Origin of the sequence: Primorskyibacter sp. S87 (assembly GCF_049801055.1) — a bacterium.
Taxonomy (GTDB): Bacteria; Pseudomonadota; Alphaproteobacteria; order Rhodobacterales; family Rhodobacteraceae; genus JBNAGF01.
On sequence record NZ_JBNAGF010000003.1, the window covers coordinates 144,517 to 165,237 of the forward strand.

Genomic DNA, 20,721 nt, shown 5'->3' on the forward strand with positions numbered 1-20,721 from the left:
TGTGAACAGCAGTCCGGAAACGTGGAGCAGGCAAGCGCCAAAGCACCTGCCTGCCAACGTGGCAAATCTAGTAACCCAGAGCGCAGCCATCCTTTCGCGGATCGCTTGCACCTACGAGTACGCCATCTTCGCCAATGCGAATGGCCTGCGCCCCGCCAATGGGCGTTTCGGGTGTTTCGACGTTGTGGCCAAGATCGATCAACGCCTGTCTTGTGGCGTCCGAGTATCCAAGTTCGAGATTGAGAACTTGGCCTTCGGCGAAAGACCGAGGGGCGTCCAGCGCATCCTGCGGACCCATCCCAAAATCTCTCAGGTTGGTGACTACCCGCGCATGGCCGTTGGATTGGTATTGGCCGCCCATCACTCCGAAAGGCATTGCAACGCGGCCGTTTTCGCGCAGCATTCCCGGAATGATGGTGTGCATGGGCCGCTTGCCGGGTCCAAACTCATTGGGATGACCTTGTTCCAGGGTGAACCCGGCGCCCCGGTTTTGAAGGAGAATGCCAAATTTCGGCGACGCCAGCCCTGATCCGAACCCGTGGAAGATTGAGTATATCAGCGATACTGCCATGCGGTCGCGGTCAACCACCGTGATATAGACCGTATCCTTGTGAACGCTCTCGGTCAGGGGTGCAACCGGCCCCATCACCCGTTTCGGATCAATCCGAGCAGCCAACCGGGCCGCAGTTTCCGGCGCCAGCATATGCTCCAGACGGCTCGTATGGTCGCTGTCCGCGATGAATCGGTTACGTGCATCATAGGCGAGTTTGGTCGCTTCTGCTTCGATGTGGGCGCGCTCGGGGCCGAACGGATCCATTCCCGCAATGTCAAAATGAGACAGTATGTTGAGCAGGAGAATGGCCGTTGCACCCTGACCGTTGGGCGGATGCTCGACCAGTTCAACTCCTTTATAGGTGCCCGAGATTGGGTCTGTTTCATCGCAGCTTGCAGCCGCGAAATCTTCAAGATTGTGCCCGCCGCCCTTCAGGGCCGCCAACATGTCCTCGGCGACTTCGCCGGTGTAGAACGCGTCACGTCCTTGGGACGCGATCCGGCGCAACACTTCGGCTTGGCCTGGAGCCCTAAAGATCTGCCCGGTCTTTGGAACAGCCCCGTTCACAAGGTAATGGTCCCGTGCCGTGCCGGTTAGACACTCCGCGTCCTTGACCCAATCAAAGGCCACGCGTGGCGCGACCGGGATACCTTCATCGGCGTATTTGATCGACGGGGCAAGAAGAGCGTCAATTCCAAGAACCCCAACCGCGTCAGACAGGTGACAAAAGGCATCAATTGCGCCGGGGATCGTCACTGCATGAGCCTCGTGTTCCGGTATGGCGGAATGCCCGAGCGCCCTAAGGGCAGCCGAGTCCGCCGAAGCTGGCGCTCGGCCCGAACCATTCAGAGCGCGGATCGACTTGCCATCCGGTGCGGTATACAGAACGAAACAATCGCCGCCGATACCGGTCATCTGCGGCTCACAGATTCCCAGCAGGACGGCTCCCGCGATTGCCGCATCCATAGCGTTGCCGCCTCGTTTCAGCGTGTCGACTGCAACCTGTGCTGCAAGCGGGTGCGATGTCGCGCACATACCATTCGTCGACAGAACCGCAGACCGACCCGGATAGTGAAAGTTTCGCATGTTCTGTGTTCCTCCTTTTCAAGAGGAGGGATACTTTGCTAGCGAGCGTGCCGCAAGGGCAGGCTAAGATGCTCCTGCCCGCTTACATTTTGAATTTTCTTGGAAAGAAGTTCCTCGACGCCACGCACTGGGTGGGGGCTGTGAAACGCGGCGCCGAGGGAAGCTATTTGCAGCTACCATTCCCTTATGCCCTGAGATTCGGACATCAGTGCGGAGCGATTGGGGCGGTTTTACGGCAGGTTGCTAGATGCCTCTGACCTGCAAAATAGCCAGGAACTGGCCGCGCTGCGGGCTTGGAAAAATAAAATCGGTTCAGAATATCAAGTCCGGCCGTATCTCAGAGGTCAAAGGTCAGTTTCAACCGGTTATGTCCGAGATTGCGGCTGTAAGAAACATTCCTAGCGAGTTCACGGATCAAGAACCAGCCGAACCCGCCTTCGGGCAGGGTTCCCAAGGGTCCTGACAGATCGGCCGGTTTTCCCTGAGGTAGTCTTTCGTCCGGTAGGGGGGCGCCTTGATCCATGAGGGCAATCGACAAGCTGTCTGTAGCGATATGAAGGGAAATTCTGATCTCGCCGTTCTCTTGTTTGGCATAGGCGTGCTCGACGACATTGTTGATCGCCTCGGCTACCGCAATTTCGATATCCACCGCCTTTGCAGGCCGCAGGCAAAGGGTTTCCAAGAACTCTGCAAACTCGGAGAGAACGCGGCGCGCTTCCAACTCGGTCGCCTGAAATCTCAAACTGAACCGATCTGCGTCGCTGTTTTGTCCCGGCACCTTGCACACGGGGCGGTCTCCGGTTCAGTTGGGGTTGTCTTCCAAGGCTTCGTTGAGGGTGGCAAATAGCCTGAACACCGTATCCATACGAGTTAGCCGAAAGACCTTTTCGACCATTGGCGTCAATCCCGCAAGATCAAGCCGGCGACCTTCGCCGAGCTGCTTCATGGATGCCACAATCGCGCCAAGGCCACTCGAATCGATAAATGAAACTGACGACAGATCAAGTATGACACGGGCCGGGCTGCCGTCGGTCTGGTTGCGCATGTCTTCCTTGAACTGAATTGCCATTGCCGCATCAATCCTGTCGGCATTGACAGTGATGATGCGTGAATCTGCTGTTTCGGTGCTGGTCAGGCTCATCGAACTCTCCTTGCGCAAAAAAAAGTCTGTCCGAAGGCTAGACCGCAATCCTTACCATTCAGTATGCAGGCACCAAGACCAAGGAGGGGAAATTGATGAAAGACGTAGTTATCGCGGGATCCGCCAGAACGCCAATGGGTGGTTTCCAGGGGGTGTTCGACGGCGTAAGCGCTGCCGATCTTGGTGGTACAGCCATCCGTGCGGCGTTGGAAAACGCCGGGGCGGACACCGTAGATGAGGTTCTGATGGGCTGTGTTCTGCCTGCCGGGCAGGGGCAGGCACCTGCTCGCCAAGCTGGATTTGCCGGTGGTCTGGGCGAAGAGGTTCCGGCCACGACCCTCAACAAGATGTGCGGATCCGGCATGAAGGCGGCGATGATGGCATTCGATCAAATCGCTCTGGGCCACGCCGATACGATGATTGCTGGCGGCATGGAGAGTATGACCAATGCGCCTTACATCCTGCCCAAGATGCGTGGCGGCGCACGGATCGGGCATGGCCAGGTGATCGACCATATGTTCCTCGACGGTCTCGAGGATGCCTATGACAAGGGGCGGCTGATGGGCACTTTTGCCGAAGACTGCGCCGAGCATTACCAATTCACTCGAGAGGCGCAGGACGAGTATGCCCTGAAATCGCTTTCCAACGCGCTGAACGCCCAAGAGACCGGTGCGTTCGACGGTGAGATTGCCGCCGTGACCGTAAAAACCCGCAAGGGTGAGGTCGTTACCAAAGCGGACGAGCAGCCCAAATCCGCCCGGCCCGAGAAAATTCCAACGCTCAAACCTGCGTTCAGAAAAGATGGTTCCGTGACCGCCGCAAATGCGTCTTCGATTTCGGACGGTGCGGCTGCGCTTGTCCTTGCGTCGGCCGAGGCGGCCCAGGCGAGCGGACTGTCTGTGCGTGCTCGAATTCTGGGTCACGCCAGCCACGCACAAGCACCGGGGTGGTTCACAACCGCGCCGGTTCCCGCCGCCAGAAAGCTGTTGGATCGGCTTGGCTGGTCCGTGAATGACGTCGACCTTTGGGAAGTCAACGAAGCCTTCGCCGTTGTGCCGATGGCCTTCATGCACGAAATGGGCGTTCCGCGCGAAAAGGTAAACGTCAATGGTGGTGCGTGTGCCTTGGGCCATCCGATCGGTGCTTCTGGTGCCCGGATCATGGTCACATTGCTCAACGCTTTGGAAAAGCGCGGTCTCAAACGCGGCATTGCGGCAATCTGCATTGGCGGTGGCGAAGGGACGGCAATTGCGATCGAACGCGCCTAGGCAACACAGTTTGTGTAAGAAGCCATTTGGTTGATTGATCCGATCCTTAAACCGGGCACCTGCACAGTGCCCGGGTTGAATTTTTAGGAAACAGCAGCATGGTAAACTATCGCGAACTTGCAAAAACCATTGGCGCCCTCACTGAGGGTGAAACCGACGAGGTGGCGCTGATGGCAACTGTTGTTTGTGAGTTGCACCACTCCGACTCTCGATTTGATTGGACCGGTTTTTACCGGGTAACGGAACCTGAACTACTCAAGATCGGACCGTATCAAGGCGGTCATGGATGTCTGGTTATCCCCTTCGGAAAAGGGGTCTGTGGGGTCGCTGCAGAAAGTGGAGAGACCCAGCTTGTTGCGGATGTGGACGCCTTTCCGGGACATATCGCCTGTGCGTCGTCGACCCGGTCTGAAATTGTTTTGCCGGTGCGGAACTCGACTGGAGACATCATTGCGGTTTTGGACATCGACAGTGATCAGCCTGACGCCTTCACACAGGCAGACGCGGAGGCATTGAGCGAGATCCTGTCTCAGGTTTTCGCGAGATAGCATTTGCCACTCGATCTTGACCGTACGGACTGGTCAAACGGCCAATCACTCGGTCGCCATTTGTTGTCATTTCAATCCAGTCGGGAACCTGACGATTGCGAGGTAGAACGCTCCTGCCTGAGTTGCCGCAATCAGGAACATCCAAACAGAATAACTGCGCTTTCTGGTCTTGTGGCGAAACATCCACCGTCCGAGAATCGCTCCCGGACTCCCGCCGAGTGCTGCGAGCCAAAGCAGATTTCGTTCGGGTATGCGCCGTTTCCGAGCGCGTGCCCTCCGTTTGTCCAACCCTATGGCCAGCAGCGCCAAGAGGTTGATTATCCACAGATAGATCACGACGAACCACATTGATTAGCGAATAGCAGAACCGGGAAATTGCTGGCAATGAAAAAATGCTTGGAATTTTCACAATTCCGAGTCATCGTGAAAAATGGGAGAAAATTTTCACGACAGTCACGGGATTACTTTGAACAGCAACGCACCGCATAGCGCCACTCTCGGAGCTGACATCCGTGCCCTTCGCAAAGCGCGCGGTTTGACCCTGACCGAAATAGCCGCACGGTTGGATCGATCTGTTGGTTGGCTTAGTCAGGTAGAGCGCGATCTGTCCGATCCTTCGATATCGGACCTGCGCGAGATTGCGAGCTGCCTTGGCGTTCCCATGTCGATGTTGTTTGCCCACTCTGCCGTGCCAGCGGACGAGCAGGGATATGTCGTTCGGGCCAGTTCGCGCCGACCAATGGGATCAGGTGATGAAGGTCTCATCGAAGAACTCCTGTCACCAGACCTCACCGATGACTTTGAGATGGTGCATTCGACCTTTCAGCCAAAGTCACGCATGCAAACCCCGGCAGCCCGGCCCACTCAGGAAGTTGGCTACATGGTGTCCGGCCGTCTTGACCTGACCATAGGCGACAGCCGTTTCACCGTAGGACCCGGCGACAGTTTCAGGATCCGGAACCAGCCATATCAGTGGGCAAACCCATACGACGAGCCCGCGGTGGCAGTCTGGGTTATTGCCCCGCCGGTGTATTGATGGGTCGCGTGTTCACAGCCACCGGTGCGCCGCTTCGGGCGCACTGGCCGATTGGGAGAGCCGGCCAGGCGTCGGGAGTAGCGAGCGTGGTTCGTTTTGGGCTTCGACTTGGCCAACTGTCCCGCTCGCTCGGGACTGTGTGGCCCCCTTTTGCCACTTGCCACGAGGAGATTATCTGATGCGAACCGGAGCCTGTCTTTGTGGCGGTGTTGCGTTTGAAATCGCCGGAGAGCTTTCGCCACCTTCAGTCTGCCATTGCAGCCAATGCCGCAAGCAATCGGGACATGTCTGGGCCTCGACCTCCACCGAACAAGGCAATCTGAAACTGACGGCATCGGAAACTCTCAAGTGGTTCCGTGCGTCAGACACAGCCAAGCGAGGCTTTTGCAGCGATTGCGGGTCGTTCCTTTTTTGGAAGCATAACGACGAAGACACGATTTCAGTTTCTATGGGAGCGCTCGACGCGCCTACCGGGCTAACCCTCACCCGGCACATCTTCGTGGCCGACAAGGGCGATTATTACAACATCACAGACGAACTGCCCCAACGGGCAAAATGACGGGGAAGAAAACCATGAACGATTTTCCGAACAAGGCCCGCGTGGTTATCATTGGCGGTGGCGTGGTGGGGGTGTCATCCCTCTATCACCTTGCAAAAAAGGGGTGGACCGACTGCGTTCTGCTGGAAAAGAACGAACTGACCGCAGGTTCGACCTGGCATGCAGCAGGCAATGTTCCCACCTTTTCGACATCGTGGGCGATCATGAACATGCAACGGTACTCGACCGAACTCTATGCGCGTCTTGCTGACGAAGTCGACTATCCGATGAACTACCACCAGACCGGTTCAATCCGGCTGGCGCATACAAAGGAGCGCGTTCAGGAGTTTGAACGTGCCTGCTCAATGGGTCGGTATCAGGGCATCGAAATGGAGATGTGGACACCGGAACAAGCCAAGGAACGGTATCCTTTCCTTGAAACGCATGATCTGGAAGGGGTGCTCTATGATCCGAGCGACGGAGATATCGATCCGGCTCAGTTGACGCAGGCGCTGGCCAAGGGAGCACGCGACATGGGCGCGAAAATCCTGCGGTTCACTCCGGCGACCGGAGTAATGCAGCATGATGACGGAACGTGGACGGTCCGCACCGAAAAGGGCGACATCGACTGCGATTTTGTGGTCAACGCTGCGGGCTACTATGCGCAACGCGTGGGCGAAATGTTCAAGCCATACGGCGGTCGAACGGTTCCGATGATGGTTATGAGCCACCAGTATCTTTTGACCGAGCAAATCCCCGAGGTCGAAGCGTGGACAAAGGAAAACGGCGGGAAGCTGCCGCTGATCCGCGATGTGGATGTGTCGTACTATCTGCGTCAGGAAAAGAACGGATACAACCTCGGGCCATATGAACCGAACTGTCGCGGTCACTGGATGACCGAGGACGACAAGATGCCCGAGGACTTCAGTTTTCAGCTGTGGCAGGACGATCTGGATCGGATTGAGGACATCATTACCGACGCAATGGAGCGGGTACCATTGATGCAGACGTCGGGCGTGAGCAGCGTCATCAACGGTCCGATCCCTTATGCACCGGACGGTTTACCGCTGATTGGTCCGATGCCGGGCGTGAAAAACGCATTCGAGGCCTGTGTGTTCACCTTTGGCATCGCCCAAGGCGGGGGAGCCGGCAAGGTGCTGGCAGAATGGATCGTCGATGGTCACACTGAATGGGACATGTGGGCCGTCGATCCTCGCCGTTACACGGATTACACCGATCAGGATTACTGTGACCAGAAAGGGATGGAAGTTTACGGCAACGAATATGCCATGCACTTCCCGCATCACGAATGGCCAGCGGCTCGTGACAAGAAACTGTCACCTGTGCACGCCAAAGTGCGGGAACTGGGCGGCGTGATGGGGGCCTACAACGGCTGGGAAAGGGCCAACTGGTTCGCCAAGCCGGGGGATGATGTGTCGGAAAAGAGCACGCACACATGGGGTCGTTCAGGTCCGTGGCAGCAACGGATCAAAGAGGAATGCGAGGCAGTGCGGGACCATTGCGGCGTGTTGGATCTTCCCGGCTTTTCGCGTTTCCTCGTTAGTGGCGGCGGAGCAGCCGAAGCGCTTCGAGGGCTGGTCACAGGCGGTTTGCCCAAGGTTGGCCGTATGAACCTGGTGTATGTGTCCGATGATCGCGGCCGGATTCTGACCGAGATGTCCTGTGTTCGGACAGGCGAAGACGCGTTTATGATGATCACGGCGGCGACGGCGCAATGGCATGACCGCGATCTTCTCAGGGCCGCGCTGCCTGCCTCGGTCACGATCGAAGACGTCACAATCACCCGTGATACCTTGATTGTCACCGGCCCCAAATCGCGAGAGATATTATCTGGCCTGACCGATGCAGACCTGTCCTCGGGCTGGTTGACCCATCAGGCTACGACCGTAGCCGGGAAACCCGCCTATCTGATCCGGGTTTCCTTTGCCGGTGAACTTGGGTGGGAAGTGCACGCACTCAACGAGCATATGCCGGTCATCTACGATGCCATCCTCGAAGCCGGCGCCAAGCCCTTTGGTATGTACGCCCTCAACAGTCTCCGGATCGAAAAGGGGTATCGCGCGTGGAAGGGCGATCTTTCGACCGATTACTCGCTGCTGGAAGGCGGCCTTGATCGCTTTGTGAAGCTGGACAAGGTGCAGGATTTCCCGGGGAAAGCTGCAATCCAAAATGAAAAACAACAGGGCGTGAAGAAGCGGTTTGCGACCCTTATCGTCGAGGCCGGAGATGCGGATGCGCCGTACATGTCCTGTATCTGGAAGAACGGTGAGATTGTCGGTGAAACCACCTCGGGCGCATGGGGGCACCGGGTCGGAGCGTCGATAGCGCTTGGTATGGTTCGTGCGGATCTTGCAGTGCCTGATACCGAGCTTGAGGTCGAGATATTCGGGACGAAGCATCGAGCCGTCGTGCAGGAAGACTTACCCCTGTGGGATCCGGCTAATGATAGGCTCCGGGCATGACCACCCTGCCGAACGCCATGTCGGGGGTTTATCTGACCGGTCACGGCGGACCGGATAAGCTGGAGTACCGGACTGACATTCCGGTTCCCCGGCCCGGACCGGAAGAAGTGGTGGTTCGGATCGCTGCGGCGGGGGTCAACAACACCGACATCAACACCCGGCTGGGATGGTATTCTCCGACGGTAACCGGCGCGACCGAAGATGCTGCCAAGCAGGGTAGCAATGTGGAATCCGGCGGTTGGGGCGGCGCATTGCAGTTTCCACGCATTCAAGGTGGAGATTTCTGCGGCACGGTCGCGGCGGTCGGAGAGGGCGTGACCTCGGTTAGACCCGGCACGCGCGTGACGGCGGCACTTTGTATTCCGAGACCTACACCGGAGAATCCAAAGGGGTTGATCGTCATTGGCTCAGAATTTGACGGTGCCTTTGCCGAGTATTGCCTTCTGGATGCCGCGGATTTGCATGATGTCACTGCCTCGCCGCTGACGGATGTTGAGATTGCCGCAATCCCGTGTGCTTACGGAACAGCAGAGGGGTTGTTGACCCGCGCCGAACTGGCGGCGGGAGAGAGCGTGCTGATCACAGGCGCATCAGGTGGGGTCGGCATGGCGGCCGTGCAGCTTGCTTGCCTGCGCGATGCGGAGGTGACCGCCGTGACCAGCCTCAGCAAGGCCGAAGCCGTGCGTTCGGCGGGCGCAAGGACAATTCTGACGCGTGACGGGACGCCGCCTGAACAGGCATTTGATGTAGTGATCGACGTTGTTGGTGGCCCGGGATTTCCCGATCTGATCCGAGCTTTGAAGCCCGGAGGGCGATATGCTGTGTCAGGCGCCATCGCCGGCCCGATCGTGCAGACTGACCTGAGAGATATCTACCTCAAGGATCTGACAGTACTGGGCAGCACTTATCAGCCGCCCGAGGTTTTTGCGCGGATTGTTGAACTGATGAACAGCGGTCAGATCCGGCCGCTTGTCTCTCGAACCTATCCTCTGTCGAAGATTGCTGAGGCGCAGGAGGATTTTCAGTCCAAGCGCTTTCCTGGGAAGCTGGTGCTGATCCCTACGGAGGATGAGACATGACGAAGATAACTCTTCTGGACGGCTCGATCGGGCAGGAGCTTGTGCGGCGCAGCGGAGATCGCGCGACCCCTCTGTGGTCAACTCGTGTGATGATCGACCAGCCGGATTTGGTGGGCAAGGTGCACGCAGATTACTTCGCCCGCGGCGCAACGGTTGCAACGACGAACACCTACGCGGTCCACCGATCCCGTCTGGAACGTGTCGGGCTGGAGGGCGATATGCCGGCCTTGATCGATACTGCGTTGAAACAGGCGGAACGGGCCCGTGCAGACTTTCCCAACGGAAGGGTCGCGGGATCTCTCGGTCCATTGCTGGCGTCCTATCGGCCGGATCTGAATCCGGACCCGGCGGAAGCCGCTTCCAAGTTTGGTGAACTTGCCAACCTGATGAGCGGGCGGGTCGATCTGTTCCTGATCGAAACCGTATCATCGATACAGGAAGCCGAAGGCGCTCTGCGCGGGGTCGAAGGCTGCAAAAAACCGGTATGGCTGGCATTGACCGTGATGGATGACGACGGCGCCCGGCTGCGCTCCGGAGAAGCCCTTGCGGACATCGCTCCATTGCTGGACCGGTTCGATCCCGAAGCGGTTCTGATCAACTGTTCCCGACCCGAAGCGATCCCGGCAGCGCTGGAAATTCTACAAGGGTTTAGTCGACCATTCGGAGCCTATGCCAACGGCTTTACCCGCATTTCCGAAGGCTTTCTGAAAGACGCGCCGACTGTGGACGCGCTGGAACAGCGCAGGGATCTTGGACCCGAAGCTTACGCCGATCAAGCGATGGGATGGGTGGAACAAGGGGCAACGATCGTGGGGGGATGTTGCGAAGTCGGACCTGAGCATATTTCTGAACTGGCGCGCCGCCTGCGGGCTGCCGGGCACGACATCATCTGAGGGATGCAGGCCGATGCCAGATCTGCGCATTGTTCAGGAGGAACCTGAAACCTGGCATTTCGATATTGCCGTCACCGACGGGTTTGTTCTCACCGAATTGGCCGCAGTGGTGGACCCGCTGCGATTGGCAAATCGGGTTTGTCCAAGACCGCCATTCAGTTACAACTATAGATCGGCCAATGGTGGTATGGTCGAGAGCAGCAGCGGCGCCTTTGTTCAGAGCGAGCCGCTGCCAAAGAGACCAACGGCTCAATATCTGTTTGTAATTGGCAACACGGATCCCGATTGCCCCGGGTTGTCGATGGGCCGGGCTATCCACGACTACACGTTCCGCAACGCACAAGTGTTCCTTTTGGCCGAAGCTGCCAGCCGTTTCATTCAGGATAATGGAGAAACGGCAACAGGGCTCGCCACCCACTGGGAGAACACGTCGTTTCTGAGCGAACGATCTGCTCCGTTCGAGGCGAGTTATGCCCTTGCCAGCTCGAAAGGGCAGATAGTGACCTGCGCAGGAATGGGCGCGACTGTCGACGTGACCCTGTCGGTGATCGGCCGGCACATTTCAAGCGCTGCCAAACTCACCGTGGCCAACATCCTGCTGCACGAAAAGATCCGAGATCTCGAGACGCTTCAGCCGATACCCGGCCTGCAGGCCACGACGACCGGCGACGATATCACGGATCGCTGCCTTGAGCTTATGCAGGCAAATGTCGAAGAACCGCTTCCGATTCAGGAACTGGTCACACTTTTGGGTGTTTCCAACCGGTCACTGGAGCGCAAATTTCGGACATTTCTCGGTGCGACGCCAAGTGGGTTTTATCGTGAGATGCGATTGGCACGGGCGAATACCCTGCTCTTGAACACAACAATGAGTGTTCGTGATGTCGGGTTGGCGTGCGGCTTTCCAAATGGTTTCTCTTCAGTCTTCAAGAGCTTTTTCGGCATCACGCCGTTTGCCTTGCGACGCCGTGGGCGGGCCGGTGCTTGGTGATGTAGAATCCGATGAGATTCCTGTCGGTTTTGGTGCATTTTCTGGCGCCTAACCATGAGAATGTACCGCAAATCACTCAGACGTGGAGTTGAAGAAATGGCTGATCTTCCAACCAAAGCCCGTGTGGTCATCATCGGTGGCGGCGTTGTCGGCTGCTCGGTCGCCTACCACCTGACAAAGAAGGGTTGGAAGAATGTTGTGCTGCTGGAGCGCAAGCAGTTGACGTCCGGAACCACGTGGCATGCCGCCGGGTTGATCGCTCAACTTCGTGCGACCGCCAACATGACCAAACTGGCGAAATACAGTCAGGAGCTCTATGGCGATCTTGAAGCAGAAACCGGAGTTGCCACCGGTTTCAGGCGTTGCGGCTCTATCACCGTGGCGCTTACCGACGAGCGCAAGGAAGAGATTTTTCGCCAGGCTGCAATGGCTCGGGCGTTTGGCGTCGAGGTCGATGAGATCTCGCCCCAAGAGGTCAAGGAGAAGTATGAGCATCTCAACGTCGACGACGTGACCGCAGGTGTTTGGCTGCCACTGGACGGGCAGGGAGACCCGGCAAACATTGCCCTTGCACTGGCCAAGGGCGCGCGCCAGCGAGGTGCTGTGGTGCGCGAGCGCGTCAAGGTCACTGATATCATCCGGAAAGGCCGACATGTCACCGGTGTGGATTGGGTTTCCGATGACGGATCTGAACAGGGCCATATCGAATGCGACATGATCGTGAACTGCGCCGGAATGTGGGGGCACGAAGTTGGCCGAATGGCGGGTGTCAACGTGCCATTGCAGGCCTGCGAGCATTTTTACATTGTCACCGAGGGCATATCCGGGCTGTCTCAGATGCCGGTGCTGCGGATTCCTGACGAATGTGCCTACTACAAGGAAGACGCTGGAAAAATCCTGTTGGGTGCTTTCGAGCCGAAATCCAAGCCTTGGGGAATGAACGGAATTCCGGACAGTTTTGAGTTCGACCAACTGCCCGAGGATTTCGATCATTTCGAGCCAATCCTGGAGGCTGCCTGCAACCGGATGCCGATGCTGGCCGAGGCCGGGATCCATACCTTTTTCAACGGGCCTGAATCCTTTACGCCAGATGACGCCTATCATCTCGGCCTTGCTCCAGAGATGGACAACGTCTGGGTCGCCGCAGGCTTCAATTCTATTGGTATCCAGTCTGCCGGAGGGGCCGGCATGGCGTTGGCGGAATGGATGGACAGCGGGGATAAACCGTTTGATCTGGGCGACGTGGATATTTCACGTATGCAACCGTTTCAGGGCAATAAGTCCTATCTGCTGGAGCGGTCTACAGAAACCCTCGGGTTGCTCTATGCGGATCATTTCCCGTATCGGCAGAAAGCCACGGCCCGGGGGGTGCGTCGCACGCCTTTCCACGAACATCTGAGGGCGCAAGGCGCGGTCTTTGGCGAACTTGCTGGTTGGGAGCGGGCGAACTGGTTCGCCCGAACGGGTCAGAATCCGGAATACGAGTACAGCTGGAAGCGACAAAACTTCTTTGACAATGTCGCCGAAGAACACAACGCGATCCGAACCAATGTCGGCATGTATGACATGTCCTCTTTCGGCAAGATTCGGGTCGAAGGGCCGGATGCCACGGCCTATATGAACCATATTGGCGGCGGCCAGTATGATGTGCCGACGGGCCGTATCGTATATACCCAGTTCCTGAACCGCGCGGGCGGGATCGAGGCGGATGTAACTGTCACGCGCCTTAGTGAATCGGCCTATCTGGTTGTGACACCGGCAGCGACACGGCTGGCGGACGAAACATGGATGCGCCGCAATCAGGGCGATTTTAATGTGGTTATCACCGATGTTACAGCCGGAGAGGGCGTTCTGGCGGTGATGGGGCCAAGGGCCCGGGACCTGATGCAAGCCGTGTCGCCCAACGATTTCTCAAATGGAACCAATCCGTTTGGCACTGCACAAGAGATCGAGCTGGGCATGGGGCTGGCCCGCGTTCACCGCGTGACCTACGTCGGCGAACTCGGCTGGGAAATCTATGTGTCGTCCGACATGGCCGGCCATGCTTTTGAAACACTTCACGCGGCTGGGCAGGATCTGGGGCTGAAACTGTGCGGCATGCACATGATGGATACATGCCGGATCGAAAAAGGTTTCCGCCACTTCGGTCACGATATCACTGCTGAGGATCATGTGCTTGAGGCCGGTCTGGGTTTCGCGGTCAAAACCGACAAACCCGATTTCATTGGCCGGGATGCCGTGCTGCGCAAAAAGGAAAACGGGTTGGAAAACCGTTTGATCCAGTTCCGGCTGACGGATCCCGAACCGCTGCTTTATCACAATGAACCGATCGTGCGGGATGGTGAGATCGTGGGTTATCTCAGTTCTGGGGCTTACGGGCATCATCTCGGCGCAGCGATTGGCATGGGTTATGTGCCGTGCCGCGGACAGAGCGTTGCCGACGTTCTGGCGTCCACTTACGAAATCGACGTGATGGGAGCCCGGGTTCGGGCCGAAGCCTCGCTGAAACCGTTCTACGATCCCAAGGCAGAACGGGCGAAAGCCTGATTGGGGCTCGGCAGGCATTCTGACCGGGCTGCCCAACCTACAGGCTCTCGCTAATTGATTTACTCCGGCCCGGACCCGGATATAACCTTCGGCCAACAATAGAATGGTTGGGGCAGGGTTCAGTAGTGTCTGACACAGAGCAAAGCACGTCCAACGCGGTTCGGGCCGCTGGGTGGATCTTCATTCTGCTGTTTCTGTTCCTGATCGCAGAGCTATTTTCATTTGCCGCCATCCGCATGGTGCCGCAACTGAGACTCCGAACCTATTCGTCTCCGGCAGTTTCCGAGGTGGATTACGCAACTTACCTAGACCAGAGAAACCCCGAATTGGGCTGGCCCAGTAAGGGATGGTTGGCCTCGTTCACCGATCAGGACGGAGCACGCCTGTCTCCGGAAAACGACCGATTGGCCGCAGAACCGGTCTGCGTCAGCCTGTTTGGAGACTCCTTTACCTTTGCCGACGAAGTCGATGACGTGTCGGCCTGGGGGAATGTCCTTGCGGGCAAATTGGGGTGTCGCGTGGCAAATTTCGGTGTTGGTGGTTTCGGGACGGATCAGGCGGTTCTTCGGTTGGAGCGCAAATTGTCCGACGGAGTCGATATTGGCCGGTCCGTGATACTTGCCGTATTTCCGGATGACCTGAACAGGACCGTGAACGGATGGCGATATCTGGTGGGAGGCGATCCGCTGGGGTTCAAGCCTATGTTTGTCGCCACCGAGAACGGATATGAACTGCAGCCGGTCTTTGACGGAAGCTATGCCGAATACCAGTCAATGGCGGCAGATCCGACGAATTTGATGTCGGCAGACCAATACCTGCCAGGGTCTCCCGGCTTCAAAAGGCAGACATTCGTCGGTTTTCCCTATTCACTGACACTGCTGAGAATTCTGCGTGGTGAGTATGCTGCAATCCGCAGTTTCGGTGCGCCATCCTCGAACTTCTGGAACTATCCCGGCTATTTCGACACGCCCGGTGGTCCTTCGGAGGAAAAGATTGCTACCAATCAATATGTGATTGCCCGTTTTCTGAACGTCTGCGAGCAGCATGTTCTGAACTGCGCGGTAATGCTGATCCCGGATCCGGAGATGGTGTATCAGACGCGGGAAATTGGAACACACACGCTGGGTTGGATAATGGACGGCGTGCCGGAAACCACTCCTACATTTGACGCAAGCGAAGCGTTCAGAGATGTCGACGATATCTGCAGATCCTTGACACGGCCTGATGAATGTCAGGGTCATTTCGACGCCGGAGGCAACGAAAGACTTGCCAAATTCGTGGCAGGTCAGTTTGGCGACAGTATCCTGAAGGAAGTGGGTCTTTCTCCCATGAAATGAGAAGCGGCGATGCCGAGCTAGATGTTTGCAGCAGATCAGATACGTCGGGCTGCCATCGCGGCGAGAATCTTCGCCGCAAGTCTTTCAGCCCAAAGGGCATAAGCTTTCGGGCTTGGATGATAGCCGTCTGGTGCTGCGTTGGCGGGATCGGGCGGCAAATGAAAGGGGAGATGTTCCATCTCCGGAATCTCCGCCGCCAACTGGCCCAGAGCGGTATCCAGACGAGCTGCCTGGCACCCCAGAACCCAGTTCAGAGGGCGCGGTAGAGCGGGAAAATGTTCCATGGGTGGAACACCCGAAGCTAGGATCAGCCCTGCCCCCATCCGGCTGGTCAGGTCTTTCACCAAAATCCGTTGTGCATCGCGAAACCGGTCCTGCGACATGGCCCGGGTGACGTCATTTACACCAAGCGCCGTGACCACGACTTGAAATTGCCCCCTCACCGTGGACAGGCGCGCGATCGTATCGGCCGTTCGATGACCAGTGGTGGCTTCCAGCTGCCATTCGACCCGGGCAGATTTGGCCAGCCGGGACACCAACTGCCCGGCAAGCGCCTGTGTCTGAGTTCCGGCGCCGACGCCGGCCGCCGAGCTGTCGCCGGTGATCAGCAGGCGCAGTGGTCGTCCCTCTCCCGCGACACCGCTGCGTGGGCCTGTGGGCTCAGGCAGTTCGATGGCGCGGGCGCGCACAGCCATGCCCTGCGCCACGAGTAAGGGCAGCAAAGGCAGCCGCAGGATCTGGTCCGCTTCGATCAGGACAGGGCCTCGCGATATTTCAGGAAACGGGCATCAGTCATAACTCGGGCATTCATGGCATCCCGAAGGGCCCCGACGGTCTTGTAGGGCCGCATTGCGACCTCGATTTCCTCGATCAACCCGTCATCGTTCAGGGTGATCAGATCCACACCGACAGCGTCAAGGTCACCAACCTTGCACTGAAATTCCAAGATCCAGTCTTTGCCTTCGCCGAGCACCCGACGATACCGGAAATCCGAAAAGACGTGTGCAACATGTCCCAGAACCGCGGCAACCGGTTCCCGACCAGTCCACGTTTTCCAGTATGTAGGAGGCTGGAAACGTGCGTTCTCGGCTAATAATTCCGCGAATCCGCTGTGATCTCCGCTGGCTACGATTTCCTGCATCTTCATAATGGTTGGATGTGAAACGGGGATCATGTGGGTTCTCCTCTTTTCGGCCAGCAAAGGCTTGCCCAGAACCCGGTTCAGCGGCAAGTGCGACGTGGCGGGAACCTCGGTGCCAATCTTGTGCCGAACGGAGCGAGCAGGTAGGCAGCGCCCATGACCGGATCTGAATATGCACCGCCCGATACTCCGTTGGATGTCCTGCACGAGGATGCGCAGATTTTGGTCGTGAACAAACCTGCGGGTCTGTTGTCGGTGCCGGGAAAGGGTGAACATCTTGCGGATTGCCTGCTGACCCGGGTGCAGACTGCGTTTCCGGGCGCTCTTCTGGTGCATCGGCTGGACAGGGATACCTCGGGGGTTATGATTTTTGCGATGACGCCCCATGCCCAGCGACATCTTGGATTGCAGTTCGAAAAGAGGCAGACCCAAAAAACTTACATAGCACGTGTTTGGGGTCGGCTGGAGCCCAAGTCGGGAACCGTCGATCTGCCTCTGATCGTGGATTGGCCGAACCGACCGCGCCAGATGGTCTGCCATGAGAATGGCAAGGCGGCCGTTACAGATTGGCGGGTGCAGCGATACGAAGCCGAGTCCACGCGAGTCAAGCTGAGCCCGAAAACGGGCCGGTCACACCAGCTGCGCGTTCATATGTTGGCCCTTGGCCACCCTATTCTGGGCGATCCGTTTTATGCCGAAGGGGCGGCGCGGCAGTTTCCCCGACTGATGTTGCATTCCGAGGAATTGCGCGTGAAGCACCCTGAAGGGGGCATCTCGCTCAAATTCAGAGCACCTGCACCGTTCTGAGGCAGGACGTTGCCTGAGACTCAGTCGGAAACGCGCAGCCAATCTTTGGGCAGAATGTCCGGGTTTTTCAGCTTGGGGTCACCGAACCATCGGGATGGACCTGCAACCCGCTTTTCCGGATTGGCATTGAGCCATGCGGCCCACCAGCTGAAAGAGGAATTGCCGATGATGTTGTGTTGGCACAGGCTCATCAGGCGCATATCCTCATAGTCAGTGTCTGCCGAATTGAGATCCACGACGACTTTCTCGCAAGGAAGGGACAGGTTTTCTTTTGCCCAGTCGGGATCGTCGGAGAACACAAACACTGTCGGCGTGCCGTTAAGCCCGTCGCGGAGTTGCCCAAGCGCTGCCTCATAATATGCCTGATCACAAAGAACATGAGCGCCAAGCGTCAGATAATCTCCACGCCGCACATGAAGAGAAACCGAGAGAGTATCACTGATCCTGCCAGCCATCTCAGCATTCTCTGGTGAAGAAAACTCGGGGAAAGTGAAATCCCGCCGAATGCGGCTTGCGATTTGGGAAAAGTAGGTTTCCGTCTGCCAATAACCGTGCAGATAGCTGTTGTCTGTCCAAGTTTCGAACGCGGGATTGTAGCCAAGCCCTTTTTCTCGGCGAAAAACAGGATTCTGGCCCAACAGACGCCAGGCGGCGTAACGAACTGGATGTTTGCTGCGGAGAGGCGGCAGGTTTCCTGCGCGACCCAACGGTAGTCTGAAAACGCGGGTCAAAACGCCCTCACCGCGGGTGATTGCTCCGCGTTCGTCCAGCGCGACCTGCGTTCCCAGCCGCTCGGCCAGACCGGCGGCGGCAGCGTATTGGAACATCTGATTGCCGAGGCGGCCATGCAAACGGGTAATGATCATGGATCGCGTCCTGAAGGTGTTGCCTCCTGTCTATGCTCTCTTGCCCCGGCTGACCAGATCAGTTGACAGGCAGCGGGCGGGGTCGCTATGTGGCAGCAGGTTCGGGTCTCCTGCCGCTCGCGGTCATTGTTTGGCTAAGGTGAAACCCGACCGGCCTTGCCGGATGTTCCAACATCTGATGCACCTTTCTGGCGCGAGGATGGCAATGCGAGCCCCGTCCATATCGAGCGCGCCCGATCAAGGGGATCGCAGATGACTACATCAGGAAATTTTCCTCCTGTGGAGGAGTTGAAAGCGCAGGCCAATCGCCTGCGCCAGGAATTGCGGCGGGATGGAACTGAGCTTTCCCATAGTGCCGCCTTGGAATTGGTGGCGCACCAACACGGTGCCCGGAACTGGAACACGCTTCGGTCGCAGGCGGGCAACCGAATGCGCCTGAATGTCGGCGACCGGGTGGCCGGTCGTTATCTCGGCCAGTCCTTTGCGGGAACTGTCCGGGCCCTGTCGGTAATTGGCGATAGCGACCATCGCCGAGTGACCGTGCAATTCGACGAACCAGTGGACGTGGTCCGATTTGAGAGTTTTTCGGCCATGCGCCAACGAGTCAGCGGAGAAATCGGATGGGATGGCAGATCGACCCGATGCACGTCGGACGGGGCACCTCAACTGGTGATCTGGCCTGACACCGCGACTTAGCGCCCAACATTACCGACAGCTAGCCGGCTGCTGGAATGAAACAACCAAAAAAAGGCCGCCCTTCGGGGCGGCCATTATCGATTGGCGAAGCCGTGTGGCCGCTACTCTGCGGCCCAGCCACCCACTGCTTTGACTTCGAGAAAGTCCTCGATTCCCCAACTGCCGCCTTCGCGACCGTTTCCGGATTGCTTCATGCCGCCAAACGGAGCACCAGCGCCACGCGGCTGACCATTCATCTCAACCATACCCGACCGCAGCCTGCGGGCCATGCGATTTGCGCGCGCGGGTTCCTGTGTCTGCACATAGTTTGTCAGCCCGTAAGGTGTGTCATTGGCCACCTCGATTGCTTCTTCTTCGGTGTCAAACGGGATCATGGTCAGAACCGGGCCAAAGATCTCTTCGCGGGCAATGGTCATTTGGTTGTTGGCGTCGGCAAAAATAGTAGGCTTCACATAGTAACCCTTGTTCAGGCCTTCGGGGCGGCCGGTGCCTCCGGCGACAAGCCGGGCGCCTTCGTCGATCCCTTTCTGGATCAGATCCTGAATCTTGGTCCACTGCAGTTCGTTCACAACAGGGCCGATATGACGCCCTTCTTCGTGAGCGTTTCCGACGGTGACCTTGCCGGCCACCTCTGCCGCGGTCTCCACAGCCTGATCGTAAATGCCGCGCTGCACAAGCATGCGCGAAGGAGCGTTACAGCTTTGACCTGTGTTGTTCATCATGTGCAAAACGCCCCGCTTGACCGCTTTCTCGTCGGCGTCTTCGAAAATGACGTTCGCGCCTTTGCCGCCAAGCTCAAGGTGAACTTTCTTGAGCGTATCGGCGGCAGACTTGGAGATCGCGGTTCCTGCGCGGGTAGAGCCGGTGAACGATACCATGTCCACGTCAGGATGGGCTGAAAGCTGCGAGCCAACCCCGACACCGTCGCCGTTTACAAGGTTGAATACCCCGGGCGGGAAGCCTGCTTCGTCCATCATTTCGGCAAAGATCATTGCGTTGAGGGGGCTTTGCTCGGATGGTTTTAGAACCATCGTGCAGCCTGCAATTGCAGCGGCTCCCACCTTGAGCGTGATCTGGTTCATTGGCCAGTTCCACGGCGTAATCAATGCAGCGACACCCACGGCCTCGTGGATGATCCGGTCATTGGGGGCGTGATCCCCCAACGGTTTCTCGAACTCGAATGCCTTGGCCGCCCGGATGAAGTTCTTCAGGTGGCCAATGCCAGCGCCCACCTGCTGGGCACGGGCCATGTCGATCGGGGCACCCATCTCGGCCGACATCGCTTGCGCCAGGTCCTCTCCTCGGGATTTGTAGATTTCCACCAGTTTCTCGACCAGCGCGATCCGTTCTTCTGGTGATGTGGCCATCCAGCCCGCAAGCGCAGCCTTGGCGGCGGCAACGGCCTTATTGGTGTCTGCCTCGGACCCGAGCGAGATGACCGCGCAGGGCTCTTCGGTGGACGGGTCGATCACGTTGAAATCATTGGGCGCGGACGGGGCTGCCCACTTTCCATTTATGTAAAATTCGCGTTTCTCGATCATCTTCGGCGCTCCTGATCCGATTTTATCGACCGGTTGGTCGGTTTTCTCGGCCACTCTGTCACCGGCCCTAAAGCCCGGCAAGAGAGAAAATGAGAAATTTGATCAAATTATCAAGTGCCGAAACAATAGGAAGTGGAACTTTTCTTTTTTCGATAGGGTTTGCACTTTGG

General features: G+C 57.7%; 20 protein-coding genes. 12 read left to right on the plus strand and 8 right to left on the minus strand.

Annotated features, from left to right (window positions below):
* Nucleotides 1-67: 67 nt before the first annotated feature.
* The 3 genes from ACP15U_RS06890 to ACP15U_RS06900 form a co-directional block, all read right to left on the minus strand.
* A complete protein-coding gene (locus tag ACP15U_RS06890) occupies nucleotides 68-1,639 on the minus strand; it encodes a gamma-glutamyltransferase family protein (RefSeq protein WP_425044411.1) in 1,572 nt (523 codons plus the stop codon).
* Nucleotides 1,640-1,976: 337 nt separating this feature from the next.
* Nucleotides 1,977-2,426 (minus strand): ATP-binding protein, encoded by a 450-nt coding sequence (locus ACP15U_RS06895; protein ID WP_425044412.1) that lies wholly within the window; start codon nucleotides 2,424-2,426, stop codon nucleotides 1,977-1,979.
* Nucleotides 2,427-2,441: 15 nt separating this feature from the next.
* On the minus strand, nucleotides 2,442-2,780 hold the full coding sequence (locus ACP15U_RS06900) for an STAS domain-containing protein (protein WP_425044413.1): 339 nt from the start codon (nucleotides 2,778-2,780) through the stop codon (nucleotides 2,442-2,444).
* A 95-nt stretch (nucleotides 2,781-2,875) separates the two neighbouring features.
* Between ACP15U_RS06900 and ACP15U_RS06905 the strand changes: the two genes are divergently transcribed.
* The gene (locus tag ACP15U_RS06905) at nucleotides 2,876-4,048 is read left to right on the plus strand and encodes a thiolase family protein (protein ID WP_425044414.1); all 1,173 of its coding nucleotides are present in this window, start codon (nucleotides 2,876-2,878) and stop codon (nucleotides 4,046-4,048) included.
* Nucleotides 4,049-4,146: 98 nt separating this feature from the next.
* On the plus strand, nucleotides 4,147-4,596 hold the full coding sequence (locus ACP15U_RS06910; RefSeq protein WP_425044415.1) for a GAF domain-containing protein: 450 nt from the start codon (nucleotides 4,147-4,149) through the stop codon (nucleotides 4,594-4,596).
* A gap of 66 nt (nucleotides 4,597-4,662) precedes the next feature.
* On the opposite strand, the gene ACP15U_RS06915 is transcribed toward ACP15U_RS06910, so the two are convergent.
* The gene (locus ACP15U_RS06915) at nucleotides 4,663-4,944 is read right to left on the minus strand and encodes a DUF1294 domain-containing protein (protein WP_425044416.1); all 282 of its coding nucleotides are present in this window, start codon (nucleotides 4,942-4,944) and stop codon (nucleotides 4,663-4,665) included.
* An 82-nt stretch (nucleotides 4,945-5,026) separates the two neighbouring features.
* Here ACP15U_RS06915 and ACP15U_RS06920 point away from each other — a divergent pair, with 82 nt between their 5' ends.
* The 8 genes from ACP15U_RS06920 to ACP15U_RS06955 all read left to right on the plus strand — a co-directional run bounded on the left by ACP15U_RS06920 (nucleotide 5,027) and on the right by ACP15U_RS06955 (nucleotide 15,500).
* Nucleotides 5,027-5,632 (plus strand): helix-turn-helix domain-containing protein, encoded by a 606-nt coding sequence (locus ACP15U_RS06920; protein ID WP_425044417.1) that lies wholly within the window; start codon nucleotides 5,027-5,029, stop codon nucleotides 5,630-5,632.
* Nucleotides 5,633-5,810: 178 nt separating this feature from the next.
* Nucleotides 5,811-6,191 carry a GFA family protein gene (locus tag ACP15U_RS06925; RefSeq protein ID WP_425044418.1) on the plus strand — a complete coding sequence of 127 codons (381 nt, stop codon included), beginning with the start codon at nucleotides 5,811-5,813 and terminating at the stop codon, nucleotides 6,189-6,191.
* Between the two features lie 14 nt (nucleotides 6,192-6,205).
* A complete protein-coding gene (locus ACP15U_RS06930) occupies nucleotides 6,206-8,653 on the plus strand; it encodes a GcvT family protein (RefSeq protein ID WP_425044419.1) in 2,448 nt (815 codons plus the stop codon).
* A gap of 5 nt (nucleotides 8,654-8,658) precedes the next feature.
* Nucleotides 8,659-9,732 (plus strand): alcohol dehydrogenase family protein, encoded by a 1,074-nt coding sequence (locus tag ACP15U_RS06935; protein WP_425044666.1) that lies wholly within the window; start codon nucleotides 8,659-8,661, stop codon nucleotides 9,730-9,732.
* A complete protein-coding gene (locus ACP15U_RS06940; protein WP_425044420.1) occupies nucleotides 9,729-10,625 on the plus strand; it encodes a homocysteine S-methyltransferase family protein in 897 nt (298 codons plus the stop codon). The genes ACP15U_RS06935 and ACP15U_RS06940 overlap by 4 nt, the downstream gene beginning before the upstream one ends.
* Nucleotides 10,626-10,638: 13 nt before the next feature.
* Complete coding sequence (locus ACP15U_RS06945) at nucleotides 10,639-11,616, plus strand: GlxA family transcriptional regulator (protein ID WP_425044421.1); 978 nt, start codon at nucleotides 10,639-10,641, stop codon at nucleotides 11,614-11,616.
* Nucleotides 11,617-11,712: 96 nt separating this feature from the next.
* Entirely contained in the window at nucleotides 11,713-14,163 is a 2,451-nt protein-coding gene (locus ACP15U_RS06950; RefSeq protein WP_425044422.1) for a GcvT family protein, read from the plus strand.
* A 125-nt stretch (nucleotides 14,164-14,288) separates the two neighbouring features.
* Nucleotides 14,289-15,500, plus strand: a complete 1,212-nt coding sequence (locus ACP15U_RS06955) for a hypothetical protein (protein WP_425044423.1) — start codon at nucleotides 14,289-14,291, stop codon at nucleotides 15,498-15,500.
* A 35-nt stretch (nucleotides 15,501-15,535) separates the two neighbouring features.
* Here the strand turns inward: ACP15U_RS06955 and ACP15U_RS06960 are convergent, their stop codons facing one another.
* Together ACP15U_RS06960 and ACP15U_RS06965 are read right to left on the minus strand one after the other, a co-directional pair.
* Nucleotides 15,536-16,195: an SGNH/GDSL hydrolase family protein gene (locus tag ACP15U_RS06960; RefSeq protein WP_425044424.1), complete on the minus strand. Its 660-nt coding sequence runs from the start codon at nucleotides 16,193-16,195 to the stop codon at nucleotides 15,536-15,538.
* Nucleotides 16,196-16,251: 56 nt separating this feature from the next.
* Entirely contained in the window at nucleotides 16,252-16,674 is a 423-nt protein-coding gene (locus ACP15U_RS06965) for a nuclear transport factor 2 family protein (RefSeq protein WP_425044425.1), read from the minus strand.
* 123 nt (nucleotides 16,675-16,797) lie between these two features.
* On the opposite strand from ACP15U_RS06965, the gene ACP15U_RS06970 reads away from it, so the two are divergent.
* Nucleotides 16,798-17,448: an RluA family pseudouridine synthase gene (locus ACP15U_RS06970; RefSeq protein ID WP_425044426.1), complete on the plus strand. Its 651-nt coding sequence runs from the start codon at nucleotides 16,798-16,800 to the stop codon at nucleotides 17,446-17,448.
* A gap of 20 nt (nucleotides 17,449-17,468) precedes the next feature.
* Here the strand turns inward: ACP15U_RS06970 and ACP15U_RS06975 are convergent, their stop codons facing one another.
* Nucleotides 17,469-18,314, minus strand: a complete 846-nt coding sequence (locus ACP15U_RS06975; protein ID WP_425044427.1) for an alpha-1,2-fucosyltransferase — start codon at nucleotides 18,312-18,314, stop codon at nucleotides 17,469-17,471.
* 252 nt (nucleotides 18,315-18,566) lie between these two features.
* Between ACP15U_RS06975 and ACP15U_RS06980 the strand changes: the two genes are divergently transcribed.
* Entirely contained in the window at nucleotides 18,567-19,010 is a 444-nt protein-coding gene (locus ACP15U_RS06980) for a glyoxalase superfamily protein (protein ID WP_425044428.1), read from the plus strand.
* A gap of 101 nt (nucleotides 19,011-19,111) precedes the next feature.
* On the opposite strand, the gene ACP15U_RS06985 is transcribed toward ACP15U_RS06980, so the two are convergent.
* Nucleotides 19,112-20,551: an aldehyde dehydrogenase family protein gene (locus ACP15U_RS06985; protein ID WP_425044429.1), complete on the minus strand. Its 1,440-nt coding sequence runs from the start codon at nucleotides 20,549-20,551 to the stop codon at nucleotides 19,112-19,114.
* Nucleotides 20,552-20,721 lie beyond the last annotated feature (170 nt).

What these genes read in the sequence shown, in the direction of transcription:
- ACP15U_RS06890 (WP_425044411.1), bottom strand. Translation starts at nt 1,639, where the DNA reads ATGCGAAACTTTCACTATCCGGGTCGGTCTGCGGTTCTGTCGACGAAT.
- ACP15U_RS06900 (WP_425044413.1), bottom strand. Translation starts at nt 2,780, where the DNA reads ATGAGCCTGACCAGCACCGAAACAGCAGATTCACGCATCATCACTGTC.
- ACP15U_RS06905 (WP_425044414.1), top strand. Translation starts at nt 2,876, where the DNA reads ATGAAAGACGTAGTTATCGCGGGATCCGCCAGAACGCCAATGGGTGGT.
- ACP15U_RS06910 (WP_425044415.1), top strand. Translation starts at nt 4,147, where the DNA reads ATGGTAAACTATCGCGAACTTGCAAAAACCATTGGCGCCCTCACTGAG.
- ACP15U_RS06915 (WP_425044416.1), bottom strand. Translation starts at nt 4,944, where the DNA reads ATGTGGTTCGTCGTGATCTATCTGTGGATAATCAACCTCTTGGCGCTG.
- ACP15U_RS06920 (WP_425044417.1), top strand. Translation starts at nt 5,027, where the DNA reads ATGGGAGAAAATTTTCACGACAGTCACGGGATTACTTTGAACAGCAAC.
- ACP15U_RS06925 (WP_425044418.1), top strand. Translation starts at nt 5,811, where the DNA reads ATGCGAACCGGAGCCTGTCTTTGTGGCGGTGTTGCGTTTGAAATCGCC.
- ACP15U_RS06930 (WP_425044419.1), top strand. Translation starts at nt 6,206, where the DNA reads ATGAACGATTTTCCGAACAAGGCCCGCGTGGTTATCATTGGCGGTGGC.
- ACP15U_RS06940 (WP_425044420.1), top strand. Translation starts at nt 9,729, where the DNA reads ATGACGAAGATAACTCTTCTGGACGGCTCGATCGGGCAGGAGCTTGTG.
- ACP15U_RS06945 (WP_425044421.1), top strand. Translation starts at nt 10,639, where the DNA reads ATGCCAGATCTGCGCATTGTTCAGGAGGAACCTGAAACCTGGCATTTC.
- ACP15U_RS06950 (WP_425044422.1), top strand. Translation starts at nt 11,713, where the DNA reads ATGGCTGATCTTCCAACCAAAGCCCGTGTGGTCATCATCGGTGGCGGC.
- ACP15U_RS06960 (WP_425044424.1), bottom strand. Translation starts at nt 16,195, where the DNA reads ATGGCTGTGCGCGCCCGCGCCATCGAACTGCCTGAGCCCACAGGCCCA.
- ACP15U_RS06965 (WP_425044425.1), bottom strand. Translation starts at nt 16,674, where the DNA reads ATGATCCCCGTTTCACATCCAACCATTATGAAGATGCAGGAAATCGTA.
- ACP15U_RS06970 (WP_425044426.1), top strand. Translation starts at nt 16,798, where the DNA reads ATGACCGGATCTGAATATGCACCGCCCGATACTCCGTTGGATGTCCTG.
- ACP15U_RS06975 (WP_425044427.1), bottom strand. Translation starts at nt 18,314, where the DNA reads ATGATCATTACCCGTTTGCATGGCCGCCTCGGCAATCAGATGTTCCAA.
- ACP15U_RS06980 (WP_425044428.1), top strand. Translation starts at nt 18,567, where the DNA reads ATGACTACATCAGGAAATTTTCCTCCTGTGGAGGAGTTGAAAGCGCAG.
- ACP15U_RS06985 (WP_425044429.1), bottom strand. Translation starts at nt 20,551, where the DNA reads ATGATCGAGAAACGCGAATTTTACATAAATGGAAAGTGGGCAGCCCCG.